Raw genomic sequence first — 13,037 nt, 5'->3', positions numbered from 1 at the left:
TCAGCTTAAAACACACGTTCAACGAAACATTTGGTTCTTATTGATTATGACAATTTTTTAGCGGTTGGTTAATTAATTTTTTACTGATAGGCTTGTTGTTGTTTTTTGAATATTTTTCATCAAAATGCTATTTACACAATTTATACTCTCAATTACTCAAACTAATACTTTCAACGATAACTTCATTGTTCATGTATGCCATATCTCCTTGCCTTACATACATAAGTCCAAATCCACAAGTATTTAAAGAGGACCAAGCTTGAATTCTGATTCCTGTTAATAATGCGGTCTTTAATATATCATACATTGCCATCCCTTTGCCTTCGTCATCAAGATTCATTGAATTATGCACATGACCTGATTTTTTATTTTCATCCTCTACATATTCAAAAAAAATACAATTACCATCAGATGGACATTCATTGGTTGTTTGCGGTTTTCCAATTATTAACTTTGTTACGATGGCATTGTTTATACATTGGTTAATTGCATAAGAATTATAGCTAAAAATAATAAAACATAGCACAAAGATTTTTGGTTTAAAAAAAGCCATTTATAACTCCAGTTAGTCTGAAGATTCAAGAAATTCGTATCAGTATTGTTTAGGAGTTAAGTTTTCTATCTGAAATTTACATGATCAAACTTCAAAAATGAAAATCTATGTTTAATACTTCTAGCCATGTCATCTTATATCTTCAAATATCATATGTATATTTAATTACTCAAACCAAGAGCATCAATTGATTTTCCATTCTCAATGTCACAATGTCCTAAATTAGACCATGCATTAATTTTCGCTCCTGTTAACAATGATGATTTCAAAATATCATACATAGCAGAGCCTTTTCCGTTGTCGTTTAGGTTAGTTAAATAATACACGTAATGTGACTTGACTTGATTATCTTCCGAATATTTAAAATAAATACAAGCCCCGTTATCAGGGCATTCGTTCCAATGTTGATCATGCGAGCCTATACGTAATTCTGTTACAACTCCATCTGTTATGCATTTTTATATTGCGTAAGAATTAAGCGGTACAAAAATAATAATTAATAGAGCTAACATCGATTTAAAAAAAGACATTTGCATCCCCTATATCATAAAAAAACATTAAATTATTTTAGTATTGTGCTTTGAATATTTGTTGAAAAATAAATTTTATGCTAATGACTTTAGTTTAAAAATTAACAGCATAAAATAGACTTTTTAAATAAACTATTTTGAATAATTATTATATTAAAAATTTAATTTATATCATATTACCAAACTTTTTGCGGACCGCACTAATCCTTTTTTTACTTTTTTGTGGCGAATAAATTTTAACCTCCGGGTCCATGTCTAATCGCACGGCGAGCAGCGATAAACAACCGTCAATAAAGCCTTCTGCAATCAGTAATTTTGCCCTTATCATCCCCTCATCCACTCGACGTCGGCGAGCGATGGCCCGCTTCGAATAGCCCTTGACGTAATACGCAATAATTAAACTTAGTTCTTCAGGCTGGCGTACTTTTTGCAATTGCGAAACGCAATTATCGATAATAAGACCATCCTCATCTGAGCACGAAGGGCGCATAGACGGTCGTAATGGGAGCAATCCCTTAAAACCTGCCGCTATCGGCGACCAGTCTATCCCGGCATTATTATCACGGGTCCAGGTTCCCCATCGCTCTAACACTTGTTGAATATCTCTGCGCATCGCATTTTACCCTCAGTCTTACTCTAATTGCTTTATTCGAAATATTTTGTGGGGTGAATTTGTCAGTTCACGGGTAGTAGCAACCCGCATGCCGATTACCTGCACAACAAGTGAAGTAATATTTTATTAATGTCTCTGCTCATGTTTTTTTGCTCCGGTTATGAACGGGAATATTTTTACCGTTCGTAGGCGTAACAACCTGCAACAACCTATAAGCAATAGGTTGTTACGCTTTAACTTATTGATTTTGAAAGAATGTAACAACCGTAACAACCGTAACAACCTTTTTCCTATTAAATATATATATATAAGATATCTATAACCTTCTATGTAATGTTTTGTATGCATAGACTTACCTAAGGCTATTAATAACAAAAAGGTTGTTACGGTTGTTACACTAACTTTAAACTATTGATATTAATAAAATAAATAGTGTAACAACCTAACGAATTTAGGTCGTTACAGGTTGTTGCAGGTCGTTACGCCTCTCCCAAACCCGACAAACTTTTCCATCAACACGACGCAGAACTTGTTTAAAGTTGCAATTTTGCAAAACATGGCCCATTCGCATTTGTTCCCGTCGCGATATATTTTTCGGTTCAAGGTTCAATGCTTCACGTAAAATATCTGCAGATCGTAAAAATTGCCGTGCCCGTGGTTTTTGTCCGGTCATTAAATCCGGTTCATCTAACCAACGCTCGATAATTTCCTGCCACGCATCTTTGATAAAATACTTTTCATGTACCTGATTAGCCAATTGCTCTGCTTCTTGAAATTGAATACCGGTTTCGTTAAAAACTTCTCGCGCTTCTGCCCAAAGTTGAATGACATCCTTTTTGATACCTTCTACATCCATTTTTCCAACTTCAACGGGCAGCCAACGCCGATTACCGGTTTTATCACCTAAAAATTCATCTTCATTCGTAGTACCAATACTCAATGAGCGTCTGGGAAATTGGGTGGCGAATTCTTTAAACTTGGGGATCCACTTTTCATGTGTCCGAGTGACAAAGGCTTTGATAGATTCCAGTTCTTTGGTATTAAGTCCGCGTAATTCGCTAATTTCTGCCACCAGACAGCCCCGCATCTTACGTGCCAGATCATCATCTTTTTCAGCAAAGGAAATTTCAGTAAAAAAAGTTGGATCAGGGGATAACGCCGCCACGCCAGACGATTTTCCAGAACCTTGCGCACCCACCAAAATGGGCACCATATCCGCTTTAATACCGGGCTTTAACACGCGTCCCGCAAGGGCGGTCCACATATATCGCGATACCGCACGGGTATAAGTCGTGTCTTCAGTACCCAAATGGGTATGGTAAAACGTTTCGATACGCGGTATGCCGTCCCATTCGAGGCTTTTTAGCCATTCCATAGCGGAATCAAAGGGGTTCTCAACGGCTGCCAGTAATACCACATCGCGAATTAACTCACGTCCAACCGCTCTAAAGCCTCGCTTTTCCATTGTGATACGCAATCGGGAATAATCGGCATCGGTAAAGGTTTGCCACTCTTTAGTGCCAACAGGGGCAAACATGATCTCATCACGAAAAGTATCAAACCGAATTTCTACACCGACAAAATCGGCGTACATAACCGCTTTAGCCGCGTTGTCAATGGTGGCTTCTATTTGGCCTGACGTTTTATTGCGTTTAAACGTAGGCCATTTTGAATTTTCAGTATTGGTCAGGTCGTCGAACTCATCTACCGTAGCTACCGCAGTTTTTAATCGCTCAGCACCGGGATTTACCCACCCTGCTTTTTGCGCTAAACTGAATATCGCCTGATAACCTGTTCTATCAGCACGTAGTTCAGCCCATTTGGCTTCGGCGGCTTCGATATCACCTTTAGCCGCTGCAGAAGACCAATCAAGCCACATCGTTTTAGCTTCATCCTCAAAGTGTGTGTCTTTGAACCAGGCGAGGCGATTGCCCATATCGACCCATGAAGGGTAATTCTCGGCCTGGTTTAATATTTTCGGATACCATAATGCGGAACGTAAATCTTCAAACGTCTGGTCATTGATATTTTGCAAATCGACTAAACGGGTTAAATCGTCATCAGCATGCTTAATAACAGGCGTATTATCCGAGGCTAATAACGTATCCACATCGATCACCGTGCCTTCAAAACTTTCGTACTTAGCCCCTTCATGAGGCGCAAAAATCATATGCGACGGCTCATAGACAGAGCTGTCCCACTTGATTGCTAAATCACTGAGCCATTCGAAACAATCTATCAACTCCTGTTCAATGCGGGGCCCTAGCTGTTTGTACTCTGATGCAGTCACATCACGGGACAACAGAAAACCAATGCGCCAACGTTGTTCACCCTGAGCAACAGGGTGTTCATGGCTGGCAGTGGTATAAGCGAAACATCGATAAAAACGGAGAATGCCTGTTAGCATGTCCCACGCCGCTAACGTACAACCGTCCATGTCGAGCCATAGCACGCTGCGTTTACCCGCATTAAGGGCATTACGCCCTTTCTTGGCATTTTTCATTGCGCCCCAGATATAATTAAGGGCTTTTTTCTTTTTGTCGAAAATGGCTTTTGGATCGGTGGGACTAATATTAATATGTTTGGTTAATTTTTTTATCGCCCGCTGATACTCGGCAAAAGAGTCAGCAACAGCAGGCCTCGGGCGTTTGTCATTAACACTACGCCCGACGGAATAACTTATTTGCATAGGTTATTTGGCCTTTGACTTATTTAGCCTTGATGTACTAAAAGAATTAGTGGCTAGCTCTAAATACAATTTTTCTAAGGCAACCATGGTAGATATACGCGGATCTTTATTCTTTCCTGTCAGTATTCGGCTTATTGAAGGCTGTTTAATACCCGTATTAGCTTCTATTTCTGATTGAGTTAATCCCTGCGCTAATAATGCCTGGACGATTTCTATAGGTGATTTCTTATACACGGTCTTTCTCCAATTGTTCATTTCCTTTAAGTGTTTAAAAATACCAATTCGCATAAATATTTGCAATGCGAAAGATTTATTTAAATTTAAATATAATATGCGTAAAAGTATATTTTGAATTTTATATAGGATTAAAGGGGAGTAACATAATGGGAATGATGACGGCCAAACTAAATAAAAATATCAAGAAATTAATGGCTGAAAAAGGAGTGAAAAGCGTTGCTGAACTATCACGCCGAATTGGGATGCCACAACCTACACTACATAGAATGTTAAGTGGGGAAGTAAAAAGTCCACGATTAAAAATAATCCAAAAAATTGCGGATTTTTTTAGGGTGGAAGCTAATGAATTGCTATATAAAGATTTAATCACATCACATATTTCTATAGAAAATAAGACAAAAGCATACGAAAGAGTTGAAGTCAAGGCTATTCCATTCAACTTCTGTAAGGTGCCCGTGCTGGGAACAACACAATTGGGGGGAGGGGGATATTGGAATTCTAAAGAATCCTCAGCCGGACATGACTATGGTTATATTATTTGGCCGACTGAAGATCGAGATGCTTTTGCCCTTCGTTGTCAAGGTGAATCCATGATGCCGAGAATTCAACATGGAGAATTCGTGGTTATGGAGCCCAACCACAAGTATAAACCGGGTGATGAGGTTCTCGTTCAAGACGATCACGGCCAGGTTATGGTAAAAACATTTCTGTATCAAAGAGATGATGTTGTTCATCTGCTTTCAATTAACTCCAACCATCCGCCGATACGTCTCGCCGCGTCAACTATTGAAAAAATTATCTATGTAGCGGGTATTGCTAAAGATTCGCTTTACTATAGAGAATAAGTAATCCCTTTTTTAAAACCGCCACCTTATTTAAGGTTTAGCAAAATAAATGCGAAAAATAATTGACTAAGTGTATTTTTCGCATAATACTGGTTATGCGTTTATGAATAAACGCCTTGCTCTTTAACAATTTAGAAAGTCGGAACAGCACAGATTTTTCTGTTGAGACCCCTGCGCATAAAATGCGATGTACCGCCAAACGCGATCCGGTTGGCGAGAAGATTAGCACCGTTTCGTAAAGAATAACGGTCGTGAAAGGGCAACACTGGCAGAAAAAGAAAGGAAAACGCAAACAACATTAAAACGAATTGGCTTACAAATTTTGTTTGTAAGAAAACACCAGGAAACCACTGCCGCTTGAAGTGGCTAAATAACCAAGCATCACCTTATCTAACACCCTCCATCGGAAAAAATACTATGCAAAAAGCAAAAATTCTGTCATCGGAGCGATTTCCGATGAATAACCACGTCCGGCGCTTACGCTATTTGAGAAAACTTGACGCGTTAAAACGCAACACCCATTACCCGTTCCCTGTCACTTTATATCGTTGAGGTCGACGCATCATGCTTACCGCAAATACCCCTCTGCTGGCCAGACTGGCAGAAAACCATACGCAAATGCTAATGGCGCATAATCAACTGACCGAAGCCCATACAATGTTAATTAGCCAGCTGGTCGTACAATTTGAACATGACCCGCATGAACCGAGAGAGGCAAATAAACCGAAACCCTTTGCGCAGGATGTTAAGCCACAACCCGTTGCACCATCAGTTATCGTTGAGCCTAAAGAAGCCATTGAGCCTGTTGTCGAAGCACACACTAAAGCCGATGACAAGCCAGCACCGGTTGTTGCCGAGAAAAAGGGTAAAGTCGCCAAGGCAGAAACGAAACCTGCTAAAGCCGTTAAACCGATGGTTGAAGACCCTAAAGTAGCGCCTGAACCTGAACCGGTTGATATTGAATCGCTTGATTTGCGTCACGTGGTCTCCCTGTCCGTCTTGTTCGGTGATAAAGCAGTTAAACCTGACCATACGCAAGTCGCTAAAGCCAAAGCCACTTTTGCGGCCGAAAAAGCAGATGGCGTTACCGGACAAATTGATGCGCTTTATTGCGCTTTAAACGGCATAAGTAACATTAAAACGCTCTCAAAAACCTCGACTTTTGATTTATGCCTAAAAATGCTGGCCAATTGGGATAATCTCTTTGGTATTACCGAACGTCGAGAATTCGCCTTGTCATTACTGCATGAATTGCCTACGCCGACGGAGGTCAAACCGATTGATTTTAATGCGCTTCGCAGTGAGGCCTCCGCACGCATTACTCAATTGGTCAAAGGCGGATATCGTAACGAAGCGCTGGATATCCTTGCATCCTTCAACGCTAAAAAACTAGGTGATGTTACCGATGATAATTTAGCTCGGTTTATTGAAAAATCCCAAAGCGTTTTATCCGATGATAAATCAGAGGGTAGCGATGGCTGAACATGCAAAACTTGCCCCCTCCTCAGCGCATAGATGGCTTAAATGCCCTGGCAGTGCCGCATTAGAAGCCACCTTACCCGATAAAACATCGCCGTTTGCTGAAGAAGGCAGCGCGGCGCATGCGTTAGCGGAAAGTATCTTAAAAAGGCGCCAGAATCTTTATAGCGAAGGTTGTAGACAAACATACGGTTTTGATGCGAAAGAGTATATCGGCACGTATCCGCTGCTAAAAGCCAACTCACCCCAAGTGGATGAAGAGATGATTGAGCACGTCCAAACCTATATCGATACCGTCTGGCAACTGGCGAACGGGAAAATGTTACAGGTTGAAGAACGGGTGGACTTTTCAGCGGTCATTGGCGTAGATAATTCGTTTGGCACCGCAGATGCGATTATCGTAAGTAGTGATGAACTACAAATTCATGACCTAAAATATGGTAAAGGCGTTAAAGTGGATGCCCAGAAAAATGAGCAGCTCATGCTTTATGCGCTGGGCGCTTTACAACAGTTTGACCTTGTTTATGATTTTAAAACGGTTCGTCTTTTTATTCATCAGCCCAGACTTAACCATCTGTCTGAATGGGCACTGTCAGTTGACGAATTAAAAGACTTTGGCGAACAGGCTAAATCAGGCGCGCAAAAAGCCATGAAGATGGCAACCCTTGCCGAGCTCAGTGGTCTCGATGCCCTACCGGATAGTGCCTTTTCACCGGGGGCTAAACAATGCCTGTTTTGTAAAGCAAAAGGTGGATTGTGTTTTGCACAGGCGCAATTCGTCCATAATGAAGTCAAAGGCGATTTTGTCGATTTAACCCAACCGCTGGCATCACAATTAAGCGATGCACCAAAACGCATTACGCTACTAACCCCTGAACAAATGGCAAAACTCTACCCGCATGTCGATTTGATAGAGAGTTTTTGTAAAGCCCTGCGAAATCGGGTCGCCGAGGCATTACATACGGGGCAATCGGTACCTGGCTTTAAACTGGTTACCGGCAAACAGGGTAATCGCACCTGGGGTGATGAACGTGAAGCCGAAACACTGTTAAAAGGCGCCAAACTTAAACAGGAGCAAATCTACCACAAGAAAATTATCAGCCCACCCCAGGCTGAGAAACTGCTTAAAAAAGACAAACCACATCGATGGGCAAAACTGGAAGCGCTTATTGAGCGAGCAGATGGTAAACCCGTTATCGCACCGGAATCGGACCCAAGACCTGCCATTATTACTACCCCCTTAAACGACTTTGACGATGTGACCGAAGCGGCACTCGTTGATAAATCCATTTAATCAAAAGGTAACTTTATGAAAATCAAATTAAACAACGTACGTCTGGCTTTTCCTGAGTTATTTGAACCTACGCAAGTCAGTGGTCAAGGGGCGTTCAAATACCGCGCCAATTTTCTTATCCCAAAAAGTCGTACGGACCTGATTGAGGAAATCAAAGCCGGTATCAAACACGTGATTGGCGAAAAATGGGGCAACAAGGATATCGAAAAAATCTATAACAGCATTTGTAATAATCCTAACCGTTTTTGCTTACGCGATGGGGATAGTAAAGAGTACGACGGTTACGCCGGAAACCTGTACCTCAGCGCCAGTAACAAATCCCGCCCATTAGTCATTGACCGTAACACCTCCCCGTTAACCGCACAGGATGGTCGTCCCTACTCTGGCTGCTACGTGAACGCCACCATTGAGTTTTACGGCTATGACAACAATGGTAAAGGGGTTTCAGCCTCATTAAGAGGTGTTCAATTTTTTCGTGATGGTGATGCTTTTACAGGGGGAGGTGTGGCTTCCGTTGAAGAGTTTGACGACCTGAGCATGGCTGAGGAAGAAGAATTATTGGCCAGCTAACACCCGGGAACCACTGCCGCCTTAAGTGGTTAAATAATCAGGCAGTTAGTCACTCGAGGAGGCTTAAAATGAAATTAGATAACCCGCATCGGTATATTGGTGAAACGATTGTGCTCACTAACCCCAGTAATAACAGCCAATATTTGCTTAACCTGGAACAACAGGGTTATGCCGATGAGGAAACCAAAACATTAATCAATATGATTCGACTACTGGTAGAAGAAAACAAGTACCTAAGAAAAGAGAATAATCTATTGGCTAAAAGCCATCGGGGAGTTGGCGGGCTGTGCAGGACTCAAACCCGCAAGCGATGGGCTAAAAGCCCTCAGCTCTATCGTTAAGCTAACAGCCCAATATCATTATAGCGCAGGCATCAAAAAGGCTTTTACCACCAGAGAAAGGATACCCAAAATACCAGCGCCTAACATCCAGCGTATTAACTTTTGCTCAGCGCGAATACCTGACATCTCAAGTTGCAGGTCTTTGCGGGTTATTTCCATATCTTTACGGACATTGGTTATTTCAGCCGATAAATCTTTACGGACATCAGATATTTGAGTAGTTAAATCTTTACGGACATCTTCTAAATCACGTTTTGTCGCTACATCAGCAACCTCATGCGATTTGCGTACTACCAGTGAGATAGCTCTAGCCTTTTCTCTAGAAATACCAGCACTTTCTAGTTCTTCCGATGCTTGTAGTGCATCAAATGCAACCTGACCCATAATTAATCCTCCCGTGTTTAGGTAAGTATAACGGGTTTAGGGTTCCATCTGCAAAATCTTTCATCAATTTCATTATTGAGGAATTTTCACATGCAAAATTTAATGAATGCACAAAATATCACCCTATCCGGCGGAGAAACGATCGACTCACAACAATTACTGGTCATGGTCAATGAAACACGAAAAGATACAGGTCTCAGAAGAAATGGTTTGAGTGATGCGAAATGTCGCCAGTTAGTGATGGCGTGGAATATACCTTATAAAAAAGTGCCTCATGTTGTACCCGGTGGCCCAATTACCCAAATGTCAGTGGTTGATGAAGAAGCCTTTAAAAATGCACTGGATAAAATGATGCTTAGGGCTGAGAAACGCGGCAGTCAGTGGTATCACCCTAAAATGGGGCGTTTTTCTGTTACGGCCTGATAAGGATGGATTATGCAAAATTTACTATTTTGCGATTTAGAAACCTACAGCGATATCCCCATTAATTGTGGCACTCATCGCTACGCTGAAAATGCAGAAATATTACTTTTTGCGTATGCGTACAATCATGCTCCTGTCAAGGTGTGGGATGTGACGCAAGATAAAACAATGCCCGCAGATTTAAAAGCCTATTTTGATGACTCAGAAATCTTAACCGTCTGGCATAATGGCGGTATGTTCGATACGGTCATTTTAAAACGAGTGTTAAATATCGACTTACCCTTATCCCGTGTTCACGATACGCTGGTGCAAGCACTAGCACATGGGCTACCCGGTGCGCTTGGCTTGCTTTGCGATATCTTCAACGTCAATAGCGATAAAGCCAAAGATAAAGAGGGTAAAGCCCTTATCTCTTTATTGTGCAAACCCCGCCCTAAAAATAGCAAAATACAACGCGCTACGGCGTTAACCCATGCAGAGGAATGGCAACGTTTTAAGGATTACGCAGGCTCTGATATTTTAGCCATGCGGGAAATTTATCAACATTTACCCAACTGGAATATGAATGTTGATGAAACCGAACTATGGCAGCTAGACCAAAAAATTAATCGCCGTGGGATGTGTATGGACGTTGAGTTGGCCAAAAGCGCCTTGACCGCCGTTGAAAACGAGCAAAAGCGGCTATCAACTGTTACCCAGCAATTAACGGATAATGCCGTACAAAACGCAACCCAACGCGATGCTCTGCTACAACATATCGCTTCTGCATTTGGCATCACGTTACCAGATATGCAGGCCAGTACGCTACAGCGCCGCATTAATGACCCTGATATCCCACCGGATTTACGCGAACTGCTGTCAGTCCGTCTGCAATCCTGTACAACCAGCACCAGTAAATATAAAGCGCTGTTAAAATCGGTGAGTGCAGATGGACGACTTAGAGGAACTAAGCAATTTTGTGGCGCCTCACGCACCGGACGCTGGGCGGGGCGTGTTTTTCAACCAGATAATCTCCCCAGACCCACGCTTGACCCAAACACCATTGATAACGGGATTGAAGCCTTAAAAGCCGGTTGCGCCGAGCTGATTTGTGATGACATTATGCAACTGACCAGTTCCGCGCTAAGAGGGTGTATTATTGCACCACCGGGTAAAAAGCTGGTTATCTCGGATTTGTCGAATATCGAAGGCCGCATGCTGGCATGGCTGGCGGGGGAAAACTGGAAAGTCAAGGCTTTTAGCGAGTTTGATAACGGCAAAGGCGATGACCTCTATAAACTCGCCTATGCGCGCGCGTTTAATCTTTTACCTGAGGACGTCACCAAAGACCAACGGCAAATCGGTAAGGTGATGGAACTCGGCTTAGGCTATGGTGGAGGCGTTGCGGCATTTCTGACATTCGCCCTCGCCTACGGTCTGGATTTAGATGAACTGGCGGAAGCCGCATTACCTCATATACCGCCTGGCGTTAAACGAGAGGCAACAAGCTGGTATCAAAAATCCGTTGAAACAGATAAAACTTATGGCCTCAGCGAAAAAATCTTTGTTAACTGCGATTCCCTTAAGCGTATGTGGCGCAATGCCCATCCACAAACCGTATCATTCTGGTACGACATTGAAGACGCCGTAAAACAAGCGATTCAGTCACCGGGGATAGCGTTTAAGTGCCGTAAACTTAGCGTCCGGCGCGATAAAGGCTGGCTCAGGATTTGTCTACCATCAGGGCGGAGTCTTTGTTACCCTTCTGCGCGAATAGAGAATGGACAAATCACCTATATGGGGACTAACCCCTATAGTCGTAAATGGGAAAGGCTAAAAACCTACGGGGGGAAATCATGTCTCGCCAAAGGAACACTTGTGTTGACTATAACGGGTTGGATGCCTATAGAAATCGTTTCACAAGATGCTTATGTATGGGATGGTATCGAATGGGTACGCACAGATGGCAGTGTTTTTAATGGTAATCAAGAAGTTATTCAGGCTTACGGAGTTGGGATGACCGCTGATCACCAAGTATTGACGGAAAAGGGTTGGAAAAGTGCATCACAGAGCAAAAGATATAACAGGTCTTCGTGTCGGCTACCTGACGGCTATGAACTACCACGGTTCAGACGGAAAGAAATCAATCTGGAAAGCACGTTGCACCTGTGGACACGAAATAATCATAGCAGCAACCGAATTACAAAAACAAAGAAAACAAGGTATAGCTGCCTCCTGCGGATGCCGAAAGGCACAAACAATATCATGCAAAAACCAAAAGCACGGAATGTCAAAACACCCCGCTTTTGCTGTATGGAGCAGCATGTTAGCCAGATGTACTCGCCCTTCCCACAAAGCATGGTCAAATTATGGTGGTCGGGGAATAACGGTTTGCAAACGTTGGCAAAAAAGTTTCAGCAATTTCTGGGTAGACATGGGCAAGACATACCAACCCGGCTTATCTTTAGATCGCATCAACAACAATGCAGGTTACCGCCCCAAAAACTGCCACTGGGCTACGTCGCGTCAACAAGCTCAAAATACTCGACGAGCACGATACGTGCAAACTCTCCTCGGCACAATGAATATACAGGAATTAGCTCGCCTAACAGGGATTGCTCCAAGCACGCTTTACTATCGCCTGGTAAAAAGGGTAAGTCCAGTACAACTAGTGGAGCACCCAAACATATCGCGGAAGTTTACGACCTGATCAATTGCGGGCCTCGCAACCGTTTTGTAATAGCAACACCCGATGGGCCCTTAATTGTTCATAATTGCGAAAATATCTGTCAGGCCGCCGCACGCGATGTCTTGGCATATAACATGCCGCCTATTGAAAAGGCAGGTTATGAGATTGTCCTAACCGTCCATGATGAAATTATCAGCGAAGCACCCGATACACCCCAATTTTCAGCCGAGGGATTAAGCAAACTCTTAAGTTTTAATTCGGACTGGGCTTGGGATTTACCGCTTAGCGCCAACGGGTTTGAGACTTATCGCTACCGAAAGGAATAAATAACACACAGGATAAAATAAACATCATGGCCTTTAGAAAAAACGACAGCCCACTTTATTTTAAGGCGGCACAGGATTTCACCTT

12 protein-coding genes, 1 tRNA gene and 1 pseudogene are annotated in these 13,037 nt (G+C 42.5%); 7 read left to right on the top strand and 7 right to left on the bottom strand.

What is annotated here, in order from left to right:
* Positions 1-148: 148 nt before the first annotated feature.
* The 5 genes from HDEF_RS07435 to HDEF_RS07415 all read right to left on the bottom strand — a co-directional run bounded on the left by HDEF_RS07435 (position 149) and on the right by HDEF_RS07415 (position 4,673).
* The gene (locus HDEF_RS07435) at positions 149-553 is read right to left on the bottom strand and encodes a hypothetical protein (RefSeq protein ID WP_015874044.1); all 405 of its coding nucleotides are present in this window, start codon (positions 551-553) and stop codon (positions 149-151) included.
* A gap of 696 nt (positions 554-1,249) precedes the next feature.
* Complete coding sequence (locus tag HDEF_RS07430; RefSeq protein WP_015874042.1) at positions 1,250-1,696, bottom strand: antiterminator Q family protein; 447 nt, start codon at positions 1,694-1,696, stop codon at positions 1,250-1,252.
* 126 nt (positions 1,697-1,822) lie between these two features.
* Complete coding sequence (locus tag HDEF_RS14000; RefSeq protein ID WP_015874041.1) at positions 1,823-2,044, bottom strand: hypothetical protein; 222 nt, start codon at positions 2,042-2,044, stop codon at positions 1,823-1,825.
* A 103-nt stretch (positions 2,045-2,147) separates the two neighbouring features.
* Positions 2,148-4,385 carry a virulence-associated E family protein gene (locus HDEF_RS07420; protein ID WP_015874040.1) on the bottom strand — a complete coding sequence of 746 codons (2,238 nt, stop codon included), beginning with the start codon at positions 4,383-4,385 and terminating at the stop codon, positions 2,148-2,150.
* A gap of 3 nt (positions 4,386-4,388) precedes the next feature.
* The gene (locus HDEF_RS07415; protein ID WP_015874039.1) at positions 4,389-4,673 is read right to left on the bottom strand and encodes a helix-turn-helix transcriptional regulator; all 285 of its coding nucleotides are present in this window, start codon (positions 4,671-4,673) and stop codon (positions 4,389-4,391) included.
* Positions 4,674-4,768: 95 nt separating this feature from the next.
* On the opposite strand from HDEF_RS07415, the gene HDEF_RS07410 reads away from it, so the two are divergent.
* The 5 genes and pseudogenes from HDEF_RS07410 to HDEF_RS13995 form a co-directional block, all read left to right on the top strand.
* Positions 4,769-5,467: a S24 family peptidase gene (locus HDEF_RS07410; protein WP_015994637.1), complete on the top strand. Its 699-nt coding sequence runs from the start codon at positions 4,769-4,771 to the stop codon at positions 5,465-5,467.
* A gap of 564 nt (positions 5,468-6,031) precedes the next feature.
* On the top strand, positions 6,032-6,949 hold the full coding sequence (locus tag HDEF_RS07405; protein ID WP_015874037.1) for a hypothetical protein: 918 nt from the start codon (positions 6,032-6,034) through the stop codon (positions 6,947-6,949).
* Positions 6,942-8,240 (top strand): DUF2800 domain-containing protein, encoded by a 1,299-nt coding sequence (locus tag HDEF_RS07400; protein ID WP_044612362.1) that lies wholly within the window; start codon positions 6,942-6,944, stop codon positions 8,238-8,240. Before HDEF_RS07405 ends, HDEF_RS07400 begins: the two co-directional genes overlap by 8 nt.
* Positions 8,241-8,255: 15 nt before the next feature.
* Positions 8,256-8,810, top strand: a complete 555-nt coding sequence (locus HDEF_RS07395) for a DUF2815 family protein (RefSeq protein WP_015874035.1) — start codon at positions 8,256-8,258, stop codon at positions 8,808-8,810.
* 68 nt (positions 8,811-8,878) lie between these two features.
* Positions 8,879-9,064, top strand: a pseudogene (locus HDEF_RS13995) (hypothetical protein); the annotation flags it as partial.
* 23 nt (positions 9,065-9,087) lie between these two features.
* Here the strand turns inward: HDEF_RS13995 and HDEF_RS07390 are convergent.
* Positions 9,088-9,162, bottom strand: a tRNA-Lys gene (locus HDEF_RS07390).
* Positions 9,163-9,169: 7 nt separating this feature from the next.
* Positions 9,170-9,535: a CCDC90 family protein gene (locus HDEF_RS07385; RefSeq protein ID WP_015874034.1), complete on the bottom strand. Its 366-nt coding sequence runs from the start codon at positions 9,533-9,535 to the stop codon at positions 9,170-9,172.
* Between the two features lie 90 nt (positions 9,536-9,625).
* On the opposite strand from HDEF_RS07385, the gene HDEF_RS07380 reads away from it, so the two are divergent.
* Both HDEF_RS07380 and HDEF_RS07375 read left to right on the top strand, forming a co-directional pair.
* Positions 9,626-9,958: a hypothetical protein gene (locus HDEF_RS07380; protein ID WP_015994642.1), complete on the top strand. Its 333-nt coding sequence runs from the start codon at positions 9,626-9,628 to the stop codon at positions 9,956-9,958.
* A gap of 12 nt (positions 9,959-9,970) precedes the next feature.
* Complete coding sequence (locus HDEF_RS07375) at positions 9,971-12,952, top strand: DNA polymerase (protein WP_015874032.1); 2,982 nt, start codon at positions 9,971-9,973, stop codon at positions 12,950-12,952.
* Positions 12,953-13,037 lie beyond the last annotated feature (85 nt).

The sequence above is a fragment of the Candidatus Hamiltonella defensa 5AT (Acyrthosiphon pisum) genome, assembly GCF_000021705.1.
Lineage (GTDB): Bacteria > Pseudomonadota > Gammaproteobacteria > Enterobacterales > Enterobacteriaceae > Hamiltonella > Hamiltonella defendens.
This window is presented reverse-complemented; position numbering and strand designations above follow the sequence as displayed.